The 20,481-nt window shown below is 70.1% G+C and carries 25 protein-coding genes; 14 read left to right on the forward strand and 11 right to left on the reverse strand.

Going from position 1 to position 20,481, the window contains the following annotated elements; genetic code table 11:
- Window positions 1-21: 21 nt before the first annotated feature.
- The 4 genes from SSP08S_RS41820 to SSP08S_RS41835 all read left to right on the forward strand — a co-directional run bounded on the left by SSP08S_RS41820 (window position 22) and on the right by SSP08S_RS41835 (window position 2,924).
- Window positions 22-474: a DUF6194 family protein gene (locus SSP08S_RS41820; RefSeq protein ID WP_019073617.1), complete on the forward strand. Its 453-nt coding sequence runs from the start codon at window positions 22-24 to the stop codon at window positions 472-474.
- Between the two features lie 73 nt (window positions 475-547).
- Entirely contained in the window at window positions 548-1,273 is a 726-nt protein-coding gene (locus SSP08S_RS41825) for an alanyl-tRNA editing protein (protein ID WP_019073618.1), read from the forward strand.
- Window positions 1,270-1,845 carry a helix-turn-helix domain-containing protein gene (locus SSP08S_RS41830; RefSeq protein ID WP_019073619.1) on the forward strand — a complete coding sequence of 192 codons (576 nt, stop codon included), beginning with the start codon at window positions 1,270-1,272 and terminating at the stop codon, window positions 1,843-1,845. The genes SSP08S_RS41825 and SSP08S_RS41830 overlap by 4 nt, the downstream gene beginning before the upstream one ends.
- Window positions 1,846-1,865: 20 nt before the next feature.
- A complete protein-coding gene (locus tag SSP08S_RS41835; RefSeq protein ID WP_019073620.1) occupies window positions 1,866-2,924 on the forward strand; it encodes a threonine aldolase family protein in 1,059 nt (352 codons plus the stop codon).
- Between the two features lie 47 nt (window positions 2,925-2,971).
- Here SSP08S_RS41835 and gad read toward each other — a convergent pair whose 3' ends face one another.
- Both gad and SSP08S_RS41845 read right to left on the reverse strand, forming a co-directional pair.
- Window positions 2,972-4,372 (reverse strand): glutamate decarboxylase, encoded by a 1,401-nt coding sequence (gad, locus tag SSP08S_RS41840; RefSeq protein WP_019073621.1) that lies wholly within the window; start codon window positions 4,370-4,372, stop codon window positions 2,972-2,974.
- A gap of 84 nt (window positions 4,373-4,456) precedes the next feature.
- A complete protein-coding gene (locus tag SSP08S_RS41845) occupies window positions 4,457-5,047 on the reverse strand; it encodes a CGNR zinc finger domain-containing protein (protein ID WP_019073622.1) in 591 nt (196 codons plus the stop codon).
- A gap of 26 nt (window positions 5,048-5,073) precedes the next feature.
- On the opposite strand from SSP08S_RS41845, the gene SSP08S_RS41850 reads away from it, so the two are divergent.
- Genes SSP08S_RS41850 through SSP08S_RS41860 form a run of 3 tightly spaced genes read left to right on the forward strand, consistent with a single transcriptional unit; the run spans window position 5,074 to window position 8,137 of the window.
- Window positions 5,074-5,571 carry a GNAT family N-acetyltransferase gene (locus SSP08S_RS41850; RefSeq protein ID WP_026179291.1) on the forward strand — a complete coding sequence of 166 codons (498 nt, stop codon included), beginning with the start codon at window positions 5,074-5,076 and terminating at the stop codon, window positions 5,569-5,571.
- Window positions 5,568-6,875, forward strand: a complete 1,308-nt coding sequence (locus SSP08S_RS56915; protein WP_019073624.1) for an MFS transporter — start codon at window positions 5,568-5,570, stop codon at window positions 6,873-6,875. Before SSP08S_RS41850 ends, SSP08S_RS56915 begins: the two co-directional genes overlap by 4 nt.
- Window positions 6,863-8,137 carry an MFS transporter gene (locus tag SSP08S_RS41860; RefSeq protein ID WP_019073625.1) on the forward strand — a complete coding sequence of 425 codons (1,275 nt, stop codon included), beginning with the start codon at window positions 6,863-6,865 and terminating at the stop codon, window positions 8,135-8,137. Before SSP08S_RS56915 ends, SSP08S_RS41860 begins: the two co-directional genes overlap by 13 nt.
- Here the strand turns inward: SSP08S_RS41860 and SSP08S_RS41865 are convergent.
- Window positions 8,062-8,712, reverse strand: a complete 651-nt coding sequence (locus tag SSP08S_RS41865; protein ID WP_026179292.1) for a TMEM175 family protein — start codon at window positions 8,710-8,712, stop codon at window positions 8,062-8,064. The two genes, SSP08S_RS41860 and SSP08S_RS41865, sit on opposite strands and share 76 nt — an antisense overlap.
- A 186-nt stretch (window positions 8,713-8,898) precedes the next feature.
- Here SSP08S_RS41865 and SSP08S_RS41870 point away from each other — a divergent pair, with 186 nt between their 5' ends.
- From SSP08S_RS41870 to SSP08S_RS41880, 3 genes are all read left to right on the forward strand, one after another.
- Window positions 8,899-9,366 (forward strand): cupin domain-containing protein, encoded by a 468-nt coding sequence (locus SSP08S_RS41870; protein ID WP_019073627.1) that lies wholly within the window; start codon window positions 8,899-8,901, stop codon window positions 9,364-9,366.
- Window positions 9,367-9,416: 50 nt separating this feature from the next.
- Window positions 9,417-10,346 (forward strand): alpha/beta hydrolase, encoded by a 930-nt coding sequence (locus SSP08S_RS56920; RefSeq protein ID WP_019073628.1) that lies wholly within the window; start codon window positions 9,417-9,419, stop codon window positions 10,344-10,346.
- Between the two features lie 64 nt (window positions 10,347-10,410).
- Window positions 10,411-11,280, forward strand: a complete 870-nt coding sequence (locus SSP08S_RS41880; RefSeq protein WP_043260174.1) for a helix-turn-helix transcriptional regulator — start codon at window positions 10,411-10,413, stop codon at window positions 11,278-11,280.
- A gap of 13 nt (window positions 11,281-11,293) precedes the next feature.
- Here SSP08S_RS41880 and SSP08S_RS41885 read toward each other — a convergent pair whose 3' ends face one another.
- Window positions 11,294-11,830 carry a hypothetical protein gene (locus tag SSP08S_RS41885; RefSeq protein ID WP_019073630.1) on the reverse strand — a complete coding sequence of 179 codons (537 nt, stop codon included), beginning with the start codon at window positions 11,828-11,830 and terminating at the stop codon, window positions 11,294-11,296.
- 121 nt (window positions 11,831-11,951) lie between these two features.
- Window positions 11,952-12,545, reverse strand: a complete 594-nt coding sequence (locus SSP08S_RS41890) for a TetR/AcrR family transcriptional regulator (RefSeq protein WP_019073631.1) — start codon at window positions 12,543-12,545, stop codon at window positions 11,952-11,954.
- A gap of 85 nt (window positions 12,546-12,630) precedes the next feature.
- On the opposite strand from SSP08S_RS41890, the gene SSP08S_RS41895 reads away from it, so the two are divergent.
- Entirely contained in the window at window positions 12,631-13,122 is a 492-nt protein-coding gene (locus SSP08S_RS41895) for an FBP domain-containing protein (RefSeq protein ID WP_019073632.1), read from the forward strand.
- Here SSP08S_RS41895 and SSP08S_RS41900 read toward each other — a convergent pair.
- Window positions 13,100-13,852 carry a phosphotransferase gene (locus SSP08S_RS41900; protein ID WP_019073633.1) on the reverse strand — a complete coding sequence of 251 codons (753 nt, stop codon included), beginning with the start codon at window positions 13,850-13,852 and terminating at the stop codon, window positions 13,100-13,102. The genes SSP08S_RS41895 and SSP08S_RS41900 overlap by 23 nt on opposite strands.
- Before the next feature lie 313 nt (window positions 13,853-14,165).
- On the opposite strand from SSP08S_RS41900, the gene SSP08S_RS41905 reads away from it, so the two are divergent.
- Genes SSP08S_RS41905 through SSP08S_RS41915 form a run of 3 tightly spaced genes read left to right on the forward strand, consistent with a single transcriptional unit; the run spans window position 14,166 to window position 17,010 of the window.
- Window positions 14,166-15,227 carry a FecCD family ABC transporter permease gene (locus tag SSP08S_RS41905; RefSeq protein ID WP_026179293.1) on the forward strand — a complete coding sequence of 354 codons (1,062 nt, stop codon included), beginning with the start codon at window positions 14,166-14,168 and terminating at the stop codon, window positions 15,225-15,227.
- Complete coding sequence (locus SSP08S_RS41910) at window positions 15,227-15,994, forward strand: ABC transporter ATP-binding protein (RefSeq protein ID WP_019073635.1); 768 nt, start codon at window positions 15,227-15,229, stop codon at window positions 15,992-15,994. The genes SSP08S_RS41905 and SSP08S_RS41910 overlap by 1 nt, the downstream gene beginning before the upstream one ends.
- Before the next feature lie 8 nt (window positions 15,995-16,002).
- A complete protein-coding gene (locus SSP08S_RS41915) occupies window positions 16,003-17,010 on the forward strand; it encodes an ABC transporter substrate-binding protein (protein ID WP_019073636.1) in 1,008 nt (335 codons plus the stop codon).
- Between the two features lie 37 nt (window positions 17,011-17,047).
- Here SSP08S_RS41915 and SSP08S_RS41920 read toward each other — a convergent pair whose 3' ends face one another.
- The 5 genes from SSP08S_RS41920 to SSP08S_RS41940 form a co-directional block, all read right to left on the reverse strand.
- Window positions 17,048-17,704, reverse strand: a complete 657-nt coding sequence (locus tag SSP08S_RS41920) for a WapI family immunity protein (protein WP_019073637.1) — start codon at window positions 17,702-17,704, stop codon at window positions 17,048-17,050.
- A 77-nt stretch (window positions 17,705-17,781) separates the two neighbouring features.
- The gene (locus SSP08S_RS41925) at window positions 17,782-18,648 is read right to left on the reverse strand and encodes an RNA polymerase sigma-70 factor (RefSeq protein ID WP_019073638.1); all 867 of its coding nucleotides are present in this window, start codon (window positions 18,646-18,648) and stop codon (window positions 17,782-17,784) included.
- Window positions 18,645-19,211, reverse strand: a complete 567-nt coding sequence (locus tag SSP08S_RS41930) for a carboxymuconolactone decarboxylase family protein (protein WP_019073639.1) — start codon at window positions 19,209-19,211, stop codon at window positions 18,645-18,647. The genes SSP08S_RS41925 and SSP08S_RS41930 overlap by 4 nt, the downstream gene beginning before the upstream one ends.
- Before the next feature lie 188 nt (window positions 19,212-19,399).
- The gene (locus SSP08S_RS41935) at window positions 19,400-19,828 is read right to left on the reverse strand and encodes a hypothetical protein (RefSeq protein WP_019073640.1); all 429 of its coding nucleotides are present in this window, start codon (window positions 19,826-19,828) and stop codon (window positions 19,400-19,402) included.
- A gap of 79 nt (window positions 19,829-19,907) precedes the next feature.
- Window positions 19,908-20,429 (reverse strand): HdeD family acid-resistance protein, encoded by a 522-nt coding sequence (locus SSP08S_RS41940; RefSeq protein ID WP_043260167.1) that lies wholly within the window; start codon window positions 20,427-20,429, stop codon window positions 19,908-19,910.
- Window positions 20,430-20,481: the final 52 nt, after the last annotated feature.

Raw genomic sequence — 20,481 nt, forward strand, 5'->3', positions numbered from 1 at the left:
GATGATGCTTGAACCATGAGTATGGAACAGATCATCGCAGCCGTACGAGAATTCCCCGGCGCCCTCGTGCTCGCACCGGAGCCGGGCGGCGCCTTCCCCGAACTCGCCTGGGGAGACGCGTTCTTCTACTACGCCCCCGACGGCCGACTGCCGCAGACCACCCAGCCGTACGGCACCGTCGTCACCAAGAACCTCCCGGGCGACACCGCGTCCGACCTCGACCCTCCGGGCCGGTGGCGCGTCAACATCCATGTCGGCCGTACGGCGCTCAACGGACTCACCGGCGAGGAGCCACATGACCACGCCGTCGCCGACACGGTGCTGCCGCACCCGGTGTACGGAGCCCAGGGCTGGGTCTGCGTCGTCAACCCCGGTCGGAGAACGACGGACACGGTCCTACGGCTGCTGCATGGCGCCCATGACAACGCCTGCTCCCGGTTTGCGCGTCGTCATGACCAGGGCGGCGAGGGCTGAACGGCCAATCGCCAGCGTTTAGTAAAATGAACGATGCGTTCAACATTCTTCCCAAGTTCGGTATAGTGAACGCATGGTTCATTCAACCGTGGCTCCTCGGGATTGCGCGCAGATCAGCGCCTACCTCGACGACACGTACTTGGAGCAGGTCGATACGACGGTCATAGCGGTCGGCGAGAGGGGCGGGGCGCCCTGGGGCGCCGTAGAGGACTGTCTGTTTCATCCGCAGGGTGGGGGACAGCCCGCCGACCGGGGATGGCTGGAGGATCGGGAGATCGTCCCGGTCCGGGACCACGACTCGGGGCTGGTCGTGGCGACGGCGGCCGTGGGCGGCGGGCTTCCTTCCCTTGCGGTGGGGGAGCGGGTGCGGGCCCGGATCGATCTTGAGGCTCGGATGCTGCACGCCGCGCTGCACACCGCCGGACACCTCGTCGAGGCGGTCGGGCGGGCGCAGGGATGGGAGATGGCCGGCAGCATCCACTTTCCCGGGCAGGCCCGGATCGAGTTCCGGGCGCCGGATGGGGACGCGCGGCTGGGCGATCCGGACGGGCGGGAGGAGGTGACCGCCCTGCTTCGGGACAGGGTGGCGGCTGCTGTCGCCGACGACCTGCCGGTGTCCGCGCGGTATCTGCCCGACGGGCGGCGCGTGGTGCACCTCGACGCGCTGCACTCCGCGCCGTGCGGGGGCACGCATGTGCGCAGCCTCGGGGACCTCGCCGAGCTGGTGCTGCCGACGCTGAAGGTCAAGAAGGGCCGTATCCGCGTGTCCTACTCCGCGACCCACCGGAGCCCGCGATGACGCCGCCGCCGGCCGGCCGGCGGCCGGTGAGCAGTACCGCCGCCGCGGTCGGCGCGAAGATCCGGCTGCGCCGCCAGCAGCGTGGGATGAGCGCCGCGGAGATGGCCCGGCGGGCCGGTCTGAGCAAGGCCACGCTGTCGCAGCTGGAGGCCGGCAACGGCAATCCGACGATCGACACCCTGGACGCGATCGCGATCGCCCTGCGTATCCCGATCGCCGACCTCCTGGCGCGGGACGCCGACACCGGGCCGGTGTTCCGGCCGGCCACGGACGTCGAACCGGGCGAGGTCTCAAGGGAGTTGCTGCGCCGGATCAGTAGCGGCAACAGCCTGGAGATCTGGCGGCTGCGCATTCCGCCGGAGACGGAGCTGGCCGGGGTGCCGCACGCCACCGGGACGATCGAGCACCTGCTCATCGCCACTGGGTACGTCACCGCCGGTCCCGTCGACGCCCCGCAGGACCTGGGCCCCGGCGACATGCTTGCGTTCGCCGGAGACGCCCCGCACTTCTACCGCACCGGCGCGGACGAGGTCGACATCACCGTCGTCTTCGCCTCCCCCATCAGCACCTGAGACCGAGGAAACCCCCGCTCATGAGCGCCATCGCCACCACGCCCTCCAGCCGTGCCTTCATCAGCGACAACATGGCCGGAGCCTCGCCGGAGATAGCCACGGCCGTCGCCGACGCGGCGGCCGGACAGGTGCTGCCGTACGGCAACGACCCCTTCACCGAGCGGGCCTGCCGCAGGCTCGGCGAGATCTTCGAGCGGGACGTCGACGTCTTCCCGGTCTCCACCGGCTCCGCCGCCAACGGTCTGAGCCTCGCCGCCCTCACCCCGCCGTGGGGCAGCGTGCTCTCGCACCCGGAGAGTCACATCAACACCGACGAGTGCGGGGCGCCGGAGTTCTTCACCGACGGCGCCAAACTCGTCGGTGTCCCCGGCCCCGACAGCAAGATCGACCCCGACGCGCTGGCGACGGCGGTGCGGCGCCGGGCCGGTGACGTCCACAGCGTGCAGCCGTCCGTGGTGAGCATCAGCCAGGCCACCGAGAGCGGGAGCGTCTACACGCTGGAGGAGATCCGCCGGCTGTCCGGCATCGCCAAGGACGCCGGACTGCGCGTCCACATGGACGGCGCGCGCTTCGCCAACGCGCTGGACCAACTCGGCGCCACCGCGGCCGAGATGACCTGGAAGGCCGGTGTCGACGTGCTGTCCTTCGGCGCCACGAAGAACGGCGCGATGACCGCCGACGCCATCGTCTCCTTCGACCCCGCGCTCGCCGCCGAGCTCGCCTTCCGCGCCAAGCGCGCGGGCCAACTCACCTCCAAGATGCGGTTCCAGACGGCCCAGCTCGACGCATACCTCACCGACGGGCTGTGGCTGCGCAACGCCCGCCGGGCCAACGAGATGGCCGCCCGCCTCGGCGACGGCCTCAAGTCCATCGCCGGCGCGGGCCTGTTGGCCACCCCGCAGGCCAACATCCTCTTCTGCCGCCTGCCCCAGCACGTCACCGAAGGACTCCTCGCCGAGGGCTACGCCTTCTACCACGACCGCTGGGAGCCAGGCATCGTCCGGTTCGTCACCGCCTTCTCGCACAGCGCCGACGACATCGACCAGCTCCTCGAGGCGGTCCGCCGCCACACCCGCTGATCCACGGCGGCGGGACCGATGAACTCCGCTGCCTTCAGGGCGACTTGTCAGGCGGTGACGAGTGGCTGGAGCGGCGGTGCGAGTGCCGGCAGGACGGTGTGCAGGTTCCGGGTGACCTCGGTCAGGTCGGCGATGAACATGCCGGCGAGTTCGGCGGTGAACCCGGTGCGCACCACCAGCCGTAGAACGGAGACGTCCTGGCACGGGGCGGGGAAGCTGTACGCGGGCAGGTGCCAGCCGCGGGCCCGCATGCCGTGGGAGACGTCGAACACCGTGAAGCGCTCCGTGCCGGGGGCCAACCGGAAGGCGAACGCCGGGAGTTCGGAGCCGTCCGTGATCAACTCGTAGGGGGCGATGGAGCGGATGCGGGCGGCGAGGGCGCGGGCGGTGGTCCGGCTCTGGGACGCCAGGTCCCGCAGTCCTTCGAAGCCGTAGCGGAGGAAGCTGTAGTACTGCGCGACGACATGCGCCCCCGGCCGGGAGAAGTTGAGCGTGAAGCTGGGGGAGCTGCCGCCGAGGTAGTCGACCTCGAACACCAGGTCGTCCGGGAGGGCTTCGGCGTCGCGCCACAACGCCCAGCCCAGGCCGGGGAAGACGTGCCCGTACTTGTGTCCCGAGGTGTTGATGGAGGCGACCCGTTCGAGCTGGAAGTCCCACATGAGGTCCGGGTCGAGGAACGGGGCGACCATGGCGCCGGACGCGCCGTCGACATGCACGGGGATGTCGGTGCCGGTGGCGGCCTGGTATCCGTCCAGGGCCATGCAGATGTCCGCGACGGGCTCGTAGGAACCGTCGAACGTGGAGCCGAGGATCGCCACGACACCGATGGTGTTGTCGTCGCAGTACGCGGTGAGCGCGTCGGCGGTGAGGTGATAGCGGTCCGGCTCCATCGGGACGTAACGCGGCTCCACCTCGAAGTAGTTGGCGAACTTCTTCCAGCACACCTGCACGTTCGCGCCCATGACCAGGTTCGGGCGCGCGGTGTCCTTGCCCTGGGCGCGCCTGCGCTCCTGCCAGCGGCGCTTGAGTGCGAGTCCGCCGAGCATCGCGGCCTCGCTGGAACCGGTGGTCGAGCAGCCTCGGACCTGCTCCGGGCGCGGTGCGTGCCAGAGCCGGGCGAGCATCCGTACGCAGCGCTCCTCCATGGCGGTGATCTGCGGGTACTCGGCGCGGTCCGCGAGGTTCTTCTCGGCGGTCTCCGCCATCAACTCCCTTGCCTGCGGCTCCATCCACGTCGTCACGAAGGTGGCGAGATTGAGGCGTGCGTTGCCGTCGAGCATCAGCTCGTCGCGTACGCGGCGGCAGATCAGGTCGGGCGAGGACGACGTCTCGGGCAGTTCGTCGACCGGCAGCAGAAGGTCGGCGACGGCCGCTTGTCCGGCGCGGCGGGAGACGGTCCGGGTGTCGAACCCGGCTTCGGGCATGACGGCGGTATGCGGGATGGGCATGAGTGTGGGAATGCCTTTCTGGTGGTCCGTGCGGCCCCGTGCATTCCGACGCTAGATCGCCGAGCGGTGCGACGTATGTGCCGATTACACCGATCCAGTGATCGATTTGCGCACTGATGAACTGGATTTTCCCTTGTACATACTGGATGCCTCATTTTCCTGACCGCGGGCCCGGTGCCTGCGTACCGCGTCGCGGTTGGCGCAGAGTTGGGAGCAGTAGCGCTGCCGCCCCGTGCGGGAGGTGTCGGCGAAGACCTTGTCGCACTCGGTCACGGCACAGCGCCGGAGGCGGTGCATTCCGCGTCCCGCGAGATGCAGTGCCGTACCCACCGCGATCAGGGAGAACAGCACATCGCCGAGCGGCTTCCGCTCGTCCCGGTAGTGGAGGTGCCAGCCGCTGCCCGCGTGGTCGGTCATCCGTGGATAGGCGGCGGCCTCCTCCAGCATCCGGTTGACCAGCGCCGCGCGCTCGTGCTCGTCGGCCGCGTCGACGACCTTCTCCCACGACTCCAGCGCGTACCGGGCGCGGTCGAGGTCCTGGGCGGTGGTCGGCCGCTCCAGCACCAGACCGGCACTGCGGCAGCGGTCCGCGAGTTCCCCGGCGTCGGCAGGGGGCCGGTTGACCAGATCCGCGGCCAGGTCCACGGCATCCTCGCCGTAAGGGTTGAGGTGCATAAGACCATTACAGCAGTCTGATCGCCATGCGACAACGCGACGAAAGAGACCCGTCCCGGGTGCGGCAGGCCGTGGAGTACGACCTCGTGGAGCTCGTACGGCTACGGGCGCTGCTCTTCGAGGACTTGGGCGGCGACTTCTTCAACCCCGCGTCGGCGGACGGCGATTGGCTGGACGCGCTGGCCGTCGTGCTCAAGGAACAGCTGACGGCGGACACCGTGCGCATCCTCGTCGTGGACGGCGACGACGGCACCCTCGCCGCCTGCGGCATCGGCACCGTCGAGCAGCGGCTGCCCGGACCGCATCTGCGCAACGGCCGGATCGGGCAGGTACTCGGCGTGGTCACCGACCCCGCCCACCGGCGACGCGGGCACAGCCGCTCCATCATGCGAGGCCTGCTCGACTGGTTCCGGGACAGCGGCGTCTCCCGGGTCGACCTGCACGCCTCCGCCGAGGGCGAACCGCTGTACCGCGACCTCGGTTTCACCGAACATCCCGATCCCTCCTTGTACTGGCGTCCGTGAGCGGCCGGGACAACACCACTCGCTACCGGGCAGACGCCACGCGCTACCGGTGGACCGTCCTCGCCGTCGCCACCTTCACCCAGGCCGCGTCGGGCTTCTTCGTGCAGGGCATCGGGGCCATGGGCATCGTCCTGCGCCAGGAACTGGGCCTGACCGCAGCGCAGTTGGGCCTGCTGATCTCGGCGGCCCAACTCGCCCCGCTGCTAGGACTCACGGTCGCCGGGGAGTTGCTGGACCGCTATGACGAGCGCTGGGTCGTAGGAGCGGGCGCGTGCGTGGTCGGCCTGGCGCTCGGCACGGGAAGCCTGGCGCCCGGATACGCCTCGCTGCTGTGCGTGTTGCTGGTCGTCGGCGCGGGATACAGCACGGTGCAGCCCGGCGGGAGCAAGTCGGTGGCGTCCTGGTTCGACGCGTCGCAGCGGGGCTTCGCGATGGGCGTCCGCCAGGCGGGCCTGCCACTGGGCGCGGCGCTCGCCTCGGCCGCACTCCCCGTACTCGCCGACGCCTACGGCTGGCGGACGGCGCTCCTGGCCGGCGGACTGGTGGCACTGCTGGGAGCCGCCGCCTTCGTAGGCTTCTACCGTCGGCCGCCCGGCCAAATAGCCCTCCAGGTAAGGGAGTTGAACGCCACCTCCTCACCGACGACACCCGCTGCCCGTCTACGTCTGCTCCGGGAACCGTCCATGGCGAGGATCATGCTCTCCGGGGCGAGCCTGATCTCGGTGCAGTGCGGCGTCGGCATCCTGACCGTGCTCTACCTGCACGACGTGGCGTTCGTCGGGGCGGGTTCGGCGGCCCTGGCCCTGGTCGTGGTCCAGATCGCGGGCGTCGCGGGACGTGTCGTCCTCGCCGCCCGGAGCGACCGCGGCACAGCCGGGCGCTACGCCACCGTCCGCCTCTGCATGGTCGCCGTCGTCGCGGCGATGGCCGTACTGCTGACCCCGCCGGGCCGGTCAACTGCCGTGGCCTGCTGTGCACTTGTCTGGCTCGGGTTCTTCGGATTCGGCTGGTACGGCCCATGGGTCGCCGATGTGACCGAGTCGGCGCCGCCGGGCCGGACGGGGTTCGCCCTGGGCCTGGCGATGTCCGTCAACCAGGTCGCCATCGTCGTCGTACCGCCCGCGCTCGGTCTCCTGACGGACCTCACCGGCGGCTTCACGGCGGCCTGGGGCCTGCTGATCGTGATGGTCCTCGCGGCCCTGGCGGTCTCGGCGCGCTCGGAGCGTGGCCGTCGGCCGAATCGCCTCGCGTCGGACCACGACGCCAACTGCCCAGACACTGGAGCCACTTCATGGCCAAGCTGATCCCCGACGGCAGACCGCAGCGAGTGCTCGTCGCCTCGAACCTCATCTACACGATGGGCAGCGGCCTCTATCTGACGGCCGGAGTCCTGTACTTCACCCAGGCGGTACGGCTGCCGGCGGAGCAGGTGGGGCTCGGCCTCGGCATCGCCGGGCTCGTCGCACCGGCCGTGGGAATCGCGGTCGGTCATCTCGCCGACGTGCGAGGCGCCCGCGGTGTCTATGTGACCACGCTGCTGGTGCAGGCGCTGGCCACCGCCGGGTTCGTACTGGCCGACGGCTTCTGGTCGTTCGTCCTCGTGATCGGCCTGGCCGCCGCGGCGAAGGCGGCCGGACTCGCCGCACGGACCCCGCTCATCAAGCACTACGGAGGAGACAGGCCGCAGGAGTTCCGCGCCCTGCTGCGTGCCGTCACCAACGTCGGGATCTCCGTCGGCGCGGTGGCCGCCGGCTGGATCGTCCAGGTGGGCACGCTGAACGCCTATCGCTGCATGGTCGTCGGCAACGCGATCGCGTTCGCCTGCTCGGCGGTGACCCTGCTCCTGCTGCCGTCCGTCGCGCCCGGACCCGTGACGGACGGCCCCCGATGGCGCGCCCTGCGGGACCGTCCCTACCTCTTGCTGACCGTTCTCGACGGCGTGATGGCCATCCAGTTCAAGGTGCTCACCGTGGCCCTTCCGCTCTGGCTGATCGGCGCCACCACCGCGCCGCACTGGCTCATCGCGGGCACGATGCTCACCGGCACGGTCATCGTCGTCGCCTTTCAGGTACGGGCGGGCCGCGGTGTCGACTCTCCCGTGGCCGGTGGACGTGCCTACCGTCGGGCGGGCGTGGCCTTCCTCGTCGCCTGCGCGCTGATCTCGCTCGCGGCGGGGACTCCGGCATGGGCCGCCACGGCGCTGCTCATCACGGCCGTGGTCGTCCACACGGTCGGCGAACTGTGGCACGCGGCAGCCGGCTTCGAGGTGTCCTTCGCGCTCGCCCCGCGCCACGCCACCGGCCAGTACCTCGGGGTGTTCGGCCTGGGGGCGGGCCTGGCGGAGGCGTTCGGCCCGGGGCTGCTCATCGCGCTGTGCATCACCTGGGGCCGCCCCGGCTGGTACGTCGTGGGCGCACTGTTCCTGCTCACCGGCCTGGCGGCACCTCCCGCAGTCCGCCTGGCACTACGACACCAGCACGCCCAACAAGCTCATACCGAGCGCTTGTTGCTCCGACGCCGCGCGGCGATCGTGTCGGCGACCGGGACCACGATCCAGCAGAGATAGGCCCAGTGGGTGAGGAACGAGACCGGGATCGACACCAGGAAGCCCACCGCCACCATGCCGATCCCGCGGATCGTCCGGGAGAACAGGTCGGGCGGGGTGCCGTCGCGGTAGAGCTCGTCGCGACGGACTTCGTTGACCATCAGTATGAAGAGGAGACAGGCCGCGAACTGCACGACGGCGTAGAAGACGAACCGGGCCTGGAACGCTCCGTGCCCGCCGATCACGTCGGTCGCGAACGGGGTGATCACCAGCATGAGCAGCCAGTACATGGTGAAGGACGTCAACTTGCCGTTCGACGCCGTGACATACCGGAACACCCGGTGGTGGGAGCGCCAGTGCGCGGCGATCACCACGAAGCTGATCATGAACGCGAGATAGCTCTCCCGGTGGTCCGAAGCCGAGTGCCACAGCTCGGAGTTGGTCGAGCCCTCCGGCACCGGCAGCTCCAGGGCCAGCAAGGTGAGCGCGATGGCGACCACCGCGTCCCCGAAGAACGTGAGGCGCTCCGCGGAGACCGCCCGGATCTCCATGTCCTCGCCCTCCGAGGGCAGTTCTTGATCAGTCGAGACGTTCATGGCAGCAGAGGATGCCACAAGACGATGACCGTCTCGGACGCGCGTGATACCCCGGGGTGGACCCGGGGGAGTGGTACTGCTGGTCCTACCCGGACGGCTGGTGGTCGGCGTGCCGGAAAGAGGATCATCGAACCGACCGAGTCATCCCCGTGATCGCGCGGCACAGGACGCAGAACGGACACCGTCATGACCCTGGCCTACCTCGCACAGCCCGAGCAGCAGCAGAGACTGGAATGGCTCGACGGCGGTGAGTTCGCCGTACTCCTGGACGCGGCGGCCACCGGCGGGCAGTTGACCGTGGGGCGGTTCTCCGTCGCCAAGGGCGAGGCGCCGCCGTACCACATGCACACTCGTGAGGACGAGGTCTTCATGCTGATCAAGGGCAGTGCGCTGCTGTGGTGCGACGACGAGGAGATGGAGCTGTCGGAGGGCGGAATCGTCTTCCTTCCGCGCAACGTCCCGCACGGCTACCGGATCACCTCCGACACGGCGGATCTCCTCATGATCTGCACACCCGGCGGCATCGAGGGCATGTTCCGTCACGCGGGACGCGACCTGAAGACCCCGCGCCCCGAGGGCTTCGAGATCTCCCGGGACGTCATGGCGGAGGCCGCCGACAAGTACGGCCAGATCATCGTCGGCCCGCCGCGCTGACCTGCGGGTCCCCTCACAGCTCTTCCACCCGAACCACGAAAGGCACAGCCATGTCCCGGGAACAGCGCCAGGCCCTCGACGAACTGCTGCGGCACGGTCCACTCGACCTCGGCGGCGACGTCGCCGAACAGCGCGCCGTCTTCAGCGAGTTGATGGCGTCCATCCCGCTGCCGCCCGACGTCTCGACCACGGTGGGCGAACTGGGCGGCGTACCGGTCGTCACCGTCGAGACCCCCGCGAGCGACCCGGCGACCGTGGTCCTCTACCTGCACGGCGGCGCCTACGTCATCGGCTCGGCGGCAGACGCCGTAGGTCTGGCCGCCGAGATCGTACGGCGCACCGACGCGCGCGCCGTCTGCGTCGACTACCGGCTGGCCCCCGAACACCCCTTCCCCGCAGCCGTCGACGACGCGCTGGCCGTCTACCGGGCCCTCCTCGACGACGGGCTGCCCAGCTCCGCGATCGCCTTCGTCGGCGAGTCCGCGGGCGGCGGTCTCGTCGCAGCGACCCTGGTCGCCGCCAAGGACGCGGGGCTGCCCCGGCCCGCGTCGGCCGCGGTGTTCTCCCCGTGGGCCGACCTCAGCGTGTCCGGCGCGAGCGTGGTGAGCAAGGCGGCCGTCGATCCCGCGCTGACCCCGGAGGGCCTGCGCAGGCGAGCCCGCGACTACCTCCGCGACACGGACCCCACCACGCCCTACGCCAGCCCCGTCTTCGCGGACCTGACCGGTCTGCCGCCGCTGCTCGTCCAGGTCGGCTCGCACGAGATCCTGCTGGACGACGCCGTACGACTGGCCGCGCGCGCCGCCGAGTGCGACGTACGGGTCGATCTGCAGGTCTGGTCCCAAGTACCGCACGTCTTCCAGGGGTTCGCGGTGATGCTCGACGAGGGAGCCCAAGCGCTCGACGCGGCCGCCGCGTTCACGCGGGCCCACTGGACGGACGTCACCGAAGGCGCCGAGGCGCCCGAAGCCGTCGGGTAAAGAATCCGTAGTGCGGAGGCCGAAGCTTCGTGTGCCGTACAGCGTGTCGACGACGATGTCGTACATGGCTACGACGAACCACTTCGGCATCGCTCTGCGGGGGTGGCGAGAGCGCGTGTCACCTCAGGACAGCGGGCTGGAGCCGGACGGGGAGCGGCGCATCCCCGGACTGCGCCGGGAGGAACTGGCCCGGCTGGCGGGCCTGTCGGTCGACTACGTGGTCCGGCTCGAGCAGGGCCGCGCCCGCAACCCCTCGGCCCAGGTGGTCACCGCGCTGGCCAGAGCACTGCGCCTCGAACCGTCCGAACGCGACCATCTGTTCCGCTGCGCCCACCTCGCGCCGCCCGCGACCGGGAACGTGTCCAGGCACATGCCCGCGCGGGTGCACCGGCTCGTGGGGCAGTTGGCCGACAACCCCACCGCGGTGTTCGCCGCCGACTGGACCCTCATCGGCTGGAACGACATGTGGTCGGCCGCGATCGGCGATCCCCGCACCTACGGCTGGGACGAGCACAACCTGGTCGCCGGGATGTTCCGGCCGGGCGGCGGAACCGGACGGGAGCCGATCGCGGGCTGGCCCGTGCGGTCCTGGGCGGGCGACGAGGTCGAGGAGGAGGATCTCGTCGCCGATCTGCGGGTCACGGCCGCCGCCCATCCCCATGACGCACGGCTCGTCGCCTTCGTCGACCGCATGCTGCGGGACAACCCGCGCTTCGCCCGCCTGTGGTCCAACGGCACGGCCCGCACCCACGTCGGCGACCGAAAGACCGTAGAACACCCCCGAGTTGGGGACATCGACCTCGACCTCGATGTCGTGATGGCCGCCGGAACCGACCTCAGGATCGTCACGTACACGGCGGCGGCCGGGACGAACGACGCGGAGAAGCTGGGCGACCTGCGCGCGGCCCGCCCCCAGCCGGCCCGGGTCCCGTGAAGGGCGTGGTACGTCAGTCCTCGTCCGTGCGCGACAGCGCGTCGGTGATCAGACGGGTCGCGGAGTCGGGGTCCTCCGTGATGCGGTTGATGTGTTCCGCGAGCAGGAAGGCGGTGGCCTCCAGCGGAGTCATCTCCTCCTTGGTCCAGTCACCGTACTGCTCGCGCCACAGATTGGGGCTCAGCCCGAGGCCCGCCGCGACGACCAGGCCCGCCATGGTGGGGACGGCCTCGGGCGGCACGCTCCGGGGCATCATGCGCAGCGTGCCCACGAGGGTGGGCACCACGTACTCGATGACGTCCTTGCCCTGACTCTCGTGCGCCTTCCGCAGCCACGTCATGAAGATGTAGATGAGCGTGCACGTGCCGTCCACGACGTCGTCGACTCCCTCCGGACCCAGCGACGCGATGAACTGTTCCATCAGCGCCTGCTGTTCGGGATCGGATCCCGTCCTGCCGTCGTGGACGGTCTTGAGCCGGGAGTCGACGATCATGAGCGCCGCACCCACGTCACCGACGGGAGCGTGCTGGGGGTCGAGGGGCGAAGACACGGGAATCCTCCTCGGTTGGCCGCGACCGGCAGCGCGTCGTGTCCGTGCGTATCCGTAGCGTATTCGGCCGAGGCGGCGCCGGACGGCGGTTTGCCATCTTCTACGGTTGTGATGCGGGCGTTTACGGTTGTGATGCGGGCGCTCCGGGCCAGGCGCGCAGCAGGGCGTCCAGCGCGTCGAGGATCTCGGTCCAACTCGCCTGTGCGTCGGGGGCGCTGTGGTCGAAGCCGCCGGCGGTCTCCAGGCCGACGAAGCCGCTGAAGACGCTGCCCAGGAGCCGTACCGCGTGCGTCTGGTGCGGTTCGGCCAGGTCGTAGCCGCGCAGGATGGCCCGGGTCATCTGCGCGTGTCGTACGCCCGCGCTGGCGGCGGCCGTCTCCGCGTCGAGCCGGAAACGGGCCGCGACGAAACGCCCCGGATGCTTGAGGGCGTAGTCGCGGTAGGCGTTCGCGAAGGCGGTCAGGGCGTCCTTGCCGGCCCGTCCGGCGACCGCGGCGGAGACCTGGTCGGCCAGCTCCTCCAGGGCGAGCAGGGCGATCCTGGTCTTGAGGTCGTGGGCGTTCCTCACATGCGAGTACAGGCTCGCGGTCTTGACGCCGAAACGCCGGGCGAGCTCGGCGGGGGTCGCCTGCTCGAAGCCGATCTCGTCGGCCAGGTCCGCGCCCGCCCGGACCAGGCGATCCGTGGTCAGTCCCACCCGTCCGGTGCCTGTCATGGCCGTCCTCCGCGTCGATTCGCACTCTGTGGCTTCGAAGATTATGCATTTGCCTAACTCGATTAGGCAAATTAGCGTGTCTGTTATGAAGCCGCTGACCGAGCAAGAGATCCGCACCGCGTTCGTGAACTGCACCAAGGGCGAGGCCAAGCGCCTGTCCGTCCCCCGCGACCTGGCCGAACGATCCTGGGACGACCTGGACTTCCTGGGCTGGCGAGATCCCCAGGCCCCCGACCGGGCCTACGTCGTGACCGAGCTGGACGGCCGCCCGGTCGGCGTCCAGCTGCGCACGTCCGGCGCCGGCTCCTGGCAGCAGCGCCGCAGTATGTGCTCGGTCTGCCTGACCACCCACACCGGAGGCGTCTCCCTGATGGTCGCGCCGAGGTCCGGGAAGGCCGGACAGCAGGGCAACTCCGTCGGCGTCTACATGTGCAGCGACCTCGCCTGCTCCCTCTACGTACGCGGCAAGAAGGAAACGGGCGTCGGCGCACGCCTCCAGGAATCCCTCACCTTGGAGGAGAAGATCCGCCGGACCGTGACGAACCTCGCCACGTTCATCGCGAGAGTGGGCGCGTGACGAGCAGCGCCCGCTCGAACGTGGAGCGATGCGCTGTGGCGTACGCGTGCTCCCGCTCGGACCACTCGATCCGGGAAGCGATCAACTCGGCGTCATAGGCATGGAGTTCAAGGCGCTGTCGCCACCAACTCGCGTTGCGGGTCTGCCGGTCGAGCATCGCGTCGACCAACTCCCCACGGGCAGGGGCTTCGAGACCGTAGGCATCCGCGAGGATCCGCACCTGGGCCGCCTGCGCCGAGGCGGGCGGCGCGGTGGCGCGGGAGGAGACGCACCAGGTCCAGGCCGCGTATCCGACGTCTTCGAGGGGATCGCCGGGCGCTGCGGTGTCGAAGTCGATGAAGGCGTAGGGCAGACCGTCGCGGAACACGGCATTGTTCGGGCCGGGGTCGTGGTGGCAGACGACGGGGCACGCCCCGGCCATCGCACAGCCACGGGTCGCGTCGTGCAGGGACCGGAGCAGCACACCGGCGGCCGCGACCTGTACGTCGGTCCAGCACCGGAACTTGGCAGGCACCTGGCCCGGCAGATAGCTGAACGTGTCACGTCCGGCCACGTCGAGGCCGAGGTGACGTGGGGCACCGGCGAAACCGCGCCGTTCGAGATGGCGGAGAAGCCGCGCCACGAAGGGCGACGCCTCCGTGGCCGGTCGGCGCACCGTGTCGCCGACACGCACCACGCCGGGAGTCACGCGCCCGCCGCGCAGGGGTACTTCGCCGTCCTGTTCCCGCATCTACGACCGCTCCGTTCATCGTGTCGGGGGCGCGGCCGGGGTTCGGGTTCGGGCGCCTCCGACCTGCTCGTCCCCGTTTGTTAGGCTCCCCTAGCCTCCCGCGGGGGAAGTCCGGTGAGAATCCGGCGCTGACCCGCAACGGTGTGCGCGGCGACCCCGTGGTCGTCGCGTGAGCCCGATCGCCCGTGGGTGGTGCGACCCGTTGACTGCTCGCCGTGGACTGCGAGAGGGGATCCGAGCGGCCGGCACGGTCGTACGGGCTGCCTCCTCGATCGAGGCTCACCAGGCGGCCCCAGGTGAAGGACCGCCGATCGTGCGCCGACCTCCGAGCTCCGGCTCGGCCCGAACACCCCAGCCGCTGTTGATAGTTGGGCTGCTGCTTCTGCTCTGCGTCTCCCTCGTGTGCGGTGTCGCACTGGGGGCGGCCGGCATCGGAGCGGCGGACGTGTTCCGCTTCCTGTGGGCCGGAGTCAGCGGCGGGACCGTGCATGCCGACGACGCCGCCGACTACACCATCGTCTGGGAGATCAGGCTGCCGAGGGTCGTCCTCGCGGCCGTCGTCGGGGCCGGGCTCTCGGCCGTCGGCGTGGCCGTCCAGGCCATGGTCCGCAACGCGCTCGCCGACCCGTTCGTCCTCGGCATCTCCTCCGGCGCGGCGGTCGGCGCCAACGCCGTCATCCTGCTGGGCGCGTTCGCCGGCCTCGGCGTCTGGGCGCTCTCCGCGTCCGCGTTCGCCTCGGCGCTCGCGGCCATGGTCCTCGTGTACGCCGTGGCCCGCTCGCCGCACGGCCTCACCCCGCTGCGGCTGATCCTGACCGGGACCGCGCTGGCCTACGGCTTCGAAGCCGTCACCACCGTGATGGTGTTCGGCGCGGCCCGTGGCGAGGCGGCCCGCTCGGCGATGATGTGGCTGCTCGGGAGCCTGGGCGGCGCGACCTGGGCGCAGGTTCCGCTGGCCGCCGTCACCGTGGCGGCCGGTTGGGCGTGGCTGCGGTGGCGGGCGGAACCGCTCAACGCCCTCGCGATGGGGGACGAGACCTCCGCCGCGCTCGGCGTCCAACCCGCCCGACTGCGCAGGGAGTTGTTCCTCGTCACCGCGGCCGTGACCGGAACGGTGGTGGCGGTCAGCGGAGCCATCGGCTTCGTCGGACTCATGGTTCCGCACCTCGTACGGATGCTCGTCGGCGCCGACCACCGCAGGGTCCTCGCGGTCGCACCCCTCGCCGGCGCGGTGCTGCTGGTGTGGGCCGACGTGCTGTCCCGGCTGCTGCTGGCGCCCGCCGAACTGCCGGTCGGCGTCATCACCGCCGTCGTGGGAGTGCCCGCCTTCCTGCTGCTGATGCGGCGCGGCGGCTATGCGTTCGGGGGGCGTTGATGCGGCTCGACATCGAGGGGCTGTCGGTCGACGCGGGCGCGGTGCGGCTGGTCGACGACATCAAGCTCGCCGTGGACTCCGGGACCTTCGTCGGGCTCGTCGGCCCCAACGGCAGTGGAAAATCAACCCTGTTGAGGTGCGTGTACCGGGCGCTGCGGCCGGCCGGCGGCACGGTCCGGCTCGACGGGGACGACGTACACGCGATGGAACCACGGGCCGCCGCCCGGGTGGTGGCCGCGCTGCCGCAGGAATCGTCGGCCGAGTTCGACTTCACCGTCACCGAAGTGGTCGCCATGGGCCGCCTGCCGCATGGGGACCGGACCGCCGCGTCGGACCGGGAGATCTGCGCCGAGGCCATGGAACGCACCGGTGTCGCCCACCTCGCCGACCGCGGGTTCCTCGCCCTGTCGGGCGGTGAGAGGCAGCGTGTCCTGATCGCCCGCGCACTCGCCCAGCGCCCACGCGTCCTCGTCCTCGACGAACCCACCAACCACCTCGACATCGCCCACCAGTTGGACGTGCTGTCCCTGGTCCGCCACAGCGGCCTGACCGTCCTGGCGGCCCTGCACGACCTCAACCTCGCCGCCGCGCACTGCGACCTGTTGTACGTGATCGCGAACGGCCGGATCGTCGCGTCCGGCGCACCGCACGACGTACTCCAACCCGCCCTGCTCGCCGAGGTGTTCGGAGTCCGCGCGCACCCGGTACGGCACCCGGAGACCGGCGCCGTCCAGTTCCTGTTCGACCTGCTCCCGCCCACTGCCTAAGGACCTTCATGCGCAAGCTGCTTGCCGCCGCCCTCTGTCTCGCCGCGACCGTCACCGGCTGCGGTGCGAGCGTCGAGTCGACCGCGGACACTCGCTCCACCGAGGCGGTCACCCTCACCAACTGCGGTCAGAAAGTGACGTACAAGACCGTCCCGAAGCGAGTCGTCACCAACGACGTCGGCATCACCGAGCTGATGTTCGCCCTCGGACTGGAGAACCGCATGGCCGGGTTCGCCATGCCCGACGACAAGGGCGATCTGACCGACGTGCCCTGGAAGGACGGCTACCAGAAGGTCAAATGGCTCTCCAAGGACCAACTCACCAAGGAGAACGTCCTCGACGCCCGCGCCGACCTCGTCTTCGCCGGCTGGAACTACGGCTTCCGCGACGACAGCGGCTTCACCCCCGACGCCCTGAAGAAGCTCGGCATCCCCTCGTACATCCTCACCGAGTCCTGCCGCAACGGCCGCACCGACACCTCACGCGGCATCATGCCGCCCCTCGACGCCCTCTACACCGACCTCACCAACCTCGGAAAACTCTTCGGCGTCGAGAAGCGCGCGACCACCCTGATCGCCGACTTCAAGAAGCAAATAGCCACCGTCCACAGCAAGGCCCCCACCAAGAGCCCCACGGTCTTCCTCTACGACAGCGGCCAGGACGCCCCGTTCACCTCGGGCCGCTACGCCGCCCCCGACCAGATCATCAGCGAGGCCGGCGGGGCCAACGTCATGCACGACGTCAACGACTCCTGGACCACGGTCGGTTGGGAAACCGTCGTGAAGCGCGACCCCGATGTCATCGTGATCTGCGACTACGGCGACGTGAGCGCGGAACAGAAGAAGAAGTTCCTCCTCTCCTACGCCCCACTCCGCAACGTCTCCGCCGTCAAGCACCGCCGTATCTTCGTCCTCGACTACGTCGACCTCGTCGAAAGCCCCCGCAACCCGTCGGCCATCGCCCGCCTCGGCGCGTATCTCCGCACGGTGGCGGCGGGGCAGGAGGCTTCGCAGTGACACCTCCCAGTGGGACCGACGGCGACGCCGACTCCGATCAGCGGGTGGGGAAGGAAGCCAGATCGAGCTCCCACTGATCGGCCGCGTCGAGCAGCGCGGCTGTATCCACCTGTATTTCCACGAAGTACTGGTAGATGTCCGGTCTGGCGTCGCCCTGCCGCCAGGAGGGCAGGGCTTCCAGGGACAGATGAACGCGGATCAGCGCCCCGGCCTTGCCGCGTTCGGCGAGGCTGAACGCCAACACCGGTTCGGTGAACCAGGTGTCCGGGGACACATAGCCTTCGGCATCGAGTCGGGTCGCGTCCACCGTCCCCGTGGCCGCCCCGCGCAGCCAAGCGGTGACCTCGTGGGCCTCGTCGTTCAGCAGAGCGGGGTCGGCAAAGGACCAACTGCCCTCGGCCGTCGTCACTTTGGCGCCGATCACCAGCCAGTTGTCGTCGTACCGGTTACCGCGAGCCGTGGGGAACTGATAGCGCAGGGGCCGGAGTTCGATACTGGTCGCATGATCACTGAGGTGCACTGCCACAGGATGCCAGGTGGCCTTCCGGCGGTGTACCCAGGTTTTCACCTCCCGGACCTGGTCGTAGCGCCCGAGAAAGCGGAACGCGCCGCCTCTGGCCTGGTACAGGAACGCCGTGTTCTCCGGGTCCATCGTGTGGGTGGCGCCCTGGACGAGACGGATCGGCTTGGCCACGCCGTCGTACGCCTCGGCGAGCCATCGGGTCTGCTCAACTCGGGGTGTGCAGAGGGCGGTTCGGAGTCGACGCGGGCTCACCTGGCGAGTTCGGTCGGCTCGTCCAGTTGTGTGAGCTTCCGTGGATTGCGCACCACGTAGATCCTGGTGACCCGGCCGTCCTCCACCACGAGACTGATCGCTGACGGCTCACCGTCGACGTCCATGCGGCCCGCGGGTTCGCCGTTGAGCCACATGGGCGTGGTGTCGAAGGCGGCCACCAGGGTGTTCGCGCGGGCGAGGATCGGTGCGACCAGCTCGACCCCGTGGATCGGGGCGAGCGCGGCCGGGACGATCCCGCCGCCGTCGGTCACCAGCACCACGTCCGGTGCCATGACCTCCATCAACTCCCGCAGATGGCCGGTCCGCAAGGCATGCAGGAACCGTTCCACCACGGCGGCCTGCTCCGACCGGCTCACCTTCACCCGCGGCCGCCGGGCCGCCACATGCTCCCGCGCCCGCCGGGCGACCTGCCGCACCGTCGCCGCGGACTTCCCGACGACCTCCGCGATCTCGCCGTACGACAGCTCGAACACCTCGCGCAGCACGAACACCGCGCGCTCGGTGGGCCCGAGGGTCTCCAGCACGGTCAGCATCGCGATCGACACACTCTCCGCGAGCTCGACGTCATCGGCGACATCGGGGCTGGTGAGCAACGGTTCCGGCAGCCACTCGCCCACGTACTCCTCGCGCCGGCGTGACAGGGTGCGCAGCCGGTTGAGCGCCTGGCGGGTGACGATCCGGATCAGGTACGACCGCGGGTCCCGCACCTGCGACCGGTCGGCGTCGGCCCACCGCAGCCAGGACTCCTGCAGCACGTCCTCCGCGTCGGCGGCCGAGCCGAGCATCTCGTAGGCGACGGTGAACAGGAGGCCGCGGTGGGTGACGAAGGGGTCCTCGGTCATGCCGGCATCTTCCCCGACCACGGGGCCAGGGGGATCTCGCAGGCGTCGGAGTAGCCCTGCGAGGTGATGCCGTGGGCGGTGTTGCATCGCGCGGCCATGTTGGCGAAGCCGATGAACACGGTGAGTTCGACCAGCGCGGCGGGGCCGAGCTGCTCCAGCAGGCGCTGCGACAGCTCGTCCGTGACGGTGGTCGGCGTGGTCGTCATGGCCTCCGCGTACTCCATCACGTCCCGCTCCAGCGGCGAGAACACGTCCGCCTGCCGCCAGCGCGGCACCTGGCTGGCCTTCGTCAGGTCCAGGTTCTGGTTCAGCGCGAAGAAGTAGTTGACGTCGAGGCACCAACCGCACCCGACCCGCGCCGCCACGGCCATGTGCGCGAACGTCTTCAGCCCCGCGTCCGCCGCGTCCCACGTGCTCACCTTCGCGGTGAACTCCTGGTTCGCCGCGGCCAGTTCGGGATGGTTCCACAGCACTTCGACGGGCTCGGGCACGGCCCCGAGCTGCTTGATCATGCTCTCCCGAAGCTCGACGGGAAGCTCGGCCTTCGGAACGCGAATCGTCACGGTGTCCTCCTGCTACGTGTGCCGGTCCGGGCCAGTACGTGTGTCTGCCCGGCGGTTCGGCATGAAGACACCGGCGGACGCGAGGATGTGACATCGGGACGCCGGACGGCCGCACCCTCGCCACCGGCGGGGAGGGTGCGGCCGTCCAGCTTGCATGTACGTGGAACAGGGCCGGTCCTAGCAGGCCGTCACCCGGAGGTTCCCGTCGCGGCGGCGAGGTCGTCGGCGTCGGCGCGGGCGAGTACGGCGTCCACGACGGCGTACTCGGCCTGGTCCAGTACGTAGAGGACCAGGGCTATCGCGTCGGCGGCGTCCTGCTCGGCGTCGTCGGCGCGGCGTTCGGCCTTCTTGAGGTCGCGTTCGGCCTTGTGCTCGGCGCTCGCCGCGCGGCGGTCGGCGAAGTGCTTCTCCACCGAGTCGTGCACATCGCTCAGCCGGCCCTGTGCCTGGGCCTTGGCATCGTCGGTCTTGGTTCCCACGGCGTCCAGGGACGCCTTGAGGCTGGTCTTCGTGGTCTCCAGCTGCGCGCGGTTCTTCGCCCGGGCGGCCGTCGCGGTGTCCTCGACCTTCTTCGTCCGGTCCGCCAACTTGCTGAGCTGGTCCGAGAGCTTGTCCATGGTGATCCCTGTCTCGAGAGGTTGATTCGCCGGGTGTCGGATGCCGCGCGGCGCGGGTGCGTCGGCGTCCTGCCTGCCGCTACGCCGCTCTGTGCCGCAGGTGGAGTGAGAGGACGATGCCCGAGGTCCCGTACATGAGGCTGAACAGGCCGAACACGGTCGCCAGAGAGACCGCGCCGACGTCCGGCCGCACGAACAGCGCGAACGCCAGCGCGATCGACACCAGCCCGGTCAGCATGAACATCGCGCGTTCCCCGGCGGACTCGCCTTCCTGAGAGGCCATGCCGATCTCGACAGCGCCGGTGACCAGCGCCCACGCGGCGACCCAGAGGGTGAGTGCGAGTGCCGTGATGCCGGGCCACAGAATCGCGGCGGCTCCGCCCACGGCGGACAGCAGGGCCAGCAGCAGCCAGCCGAAGACCGGCCCCGCCCGGTTGCCGCTGAACGCCCGCACGGCGTCGTTCGCCGCGGCGAAGAAGGCGTAGAAGGCGAACAGATAGACGAACGCGCCCACGGTGATGCCGGGCCACACCAGCGAAACCACTCCGAACACAACCACGAGAATGCCGCGCCACAGCAGCGCGTTGGGTGAGCCGAGCATGGTGATCACTTCCCTTCTGGCCCGTGGGCATGGGCCGGTTGCCGCATTCCCA

The sequence above is a fragment of the Streptomyces hokutonensis genome (assembly GCF_000376565.1).
In the GTDB taxonomy this organism is placed as follows: Bacteria; Actinomycetota; Actinomycetes; order Streptomycetales; family Streptomycetaceae; genus Streptomyces; species Streptomyces hokutonensis.

Coding starts and splice junctions, on each gene's coding strand:
- SSP08S_RS41880 (WP_043260174.1), top strand. CDS start 10,411: ATGGCTACGACGAACCACTTCGGCATCGCTCTGCGGGGGTGGCGAGAG.
- SSP08S_RS41890 (WP_019073631.1), bottom strand. CDS start 12,545: ATGACAGGCACCGGACGGGTGGGACTGACCACGGATCGCCTGGTCCGG.
- SSP08S_RS41865 (WP_026179292.1), bottom strand. CDS start 8,712: ATGAACGTCTCGACTGATCAAGAACTGCCCTCGGAGGGCGAGGACATG.
- SSP08S_RS41860 (WP_019073625.1), top strand. CDS start 6,863: ATGGCCAAGCTGATCCCCGACGGCAGACCGCAGCGAGTGCTCGTCGCC.
- SSP08S_RS41935 (WP_019073640.1), bottom strand. CDS start 19,828: ATGGACAAGCTCTCGGACCAGCTCAGCAAGTTGGCGGACCGGACGAAG.
- SSP08S_RS41845 (WP_019073622.1), bottom strand. CDS start 5,047: ATGCACCTCAACCCTTACGGCGAGGATGCCGTGGACCTGGCCGCGGAT.
- SSP08S_RS41850 (WP_026179291.1), top strand. CDS start 5,074: ATGCGACAACGCGACGAAAGAGACCCGTCCCGGGTGCGGCAGGCCGTG.
- SSP08S_RS41830 (WP_019073619.1), top strand. CDS start 1,270: ATGACGCCGCCGCCGGCCGGCCGGCGGCCGGTGAGCAGTACCGCCGCC.
- SSP08S_RS41910 (WP_019073635.1), top strand. CDS start 15,227: ATGCGGCTCGACATCGAGGGGCTGTCGGTCGACGCGGGCGCGGTGCGG.
- SSP08S_RS41825 (WP_019073618.1), top strand. CDS start 548: ATGGTTCATTCAACCGTGGCTCCTCGGGATTGCGCGCAGATCAGCGCC.
- SSP08S_RS41820 (WP_019073617.1), top strand. CDS start 22: ATGGAACAGATCATCGCAGCCGTACGAGAATTCCCCGGCGCCCTCGTG.
- SSP08S_RS41940 (WP_043260167.1), bottom strand. CDS start 20,429: ATGCTCGGCTCACCCAACGCGCTGCTGTGGCGCGGCATTCTCGTGGTT.
- SSP08S_RS41915 (WP_019073636.1), top strand. CDS start 16,003: ATGCGCAAGCTGCTTGCCGCCGCCCTCTGTCTCGCCGCGACCGTCACC.
- gad (WP_019073621.1), bottom strand. CDS start 4,372: ATGCCCATCCCGCATACCGCCGTCATGCCCGAAGCCGGGTTCGACACC.
- SSP08S_RS41900 (WP_019073633.1), bottom strand. CDS start 13,852: ATGCGGGAACAGGACGGCGAAGTACCCCTGCGCGGCGGGCGCGTGACT.
- SSP08S_RS41870 (WP_019073627.1), top strand. CDS start 8,899: ATGACCCTGGCCTACCTCGCACAGCCCGAGCAGCAGCAGAGACTGGAA.
- SSP08S_RS41835 (WP_019073620.1), top strand. CDS start 1,866: ATGAGCGCCATCGCCACCACGCCCTCCAGCCGTGCCTTCATCAGCGAC.
- SSP08S_RS56920 (WP_019073628.1), top strand. CDS start 9,417: ATGTCCCGGGAACAGCGCCAGGCCCTCGACGAACTGCTGCGGCACGGT.
- SSP08S_RS41895 (WP_019073632.1), top strand. CDS start 12,631: ATGAAGCCGCTGACCGAGCAAGAGATCCGCACCGCGTTCGTGAACTGC.
- SSP08S_RS41925 (WP_019073638.1), bottom strand. CDS start 18,648: ATGACCGAGGACCCCTTCGTCACCCACCGCGGCCTCCTGTTCACCGTC.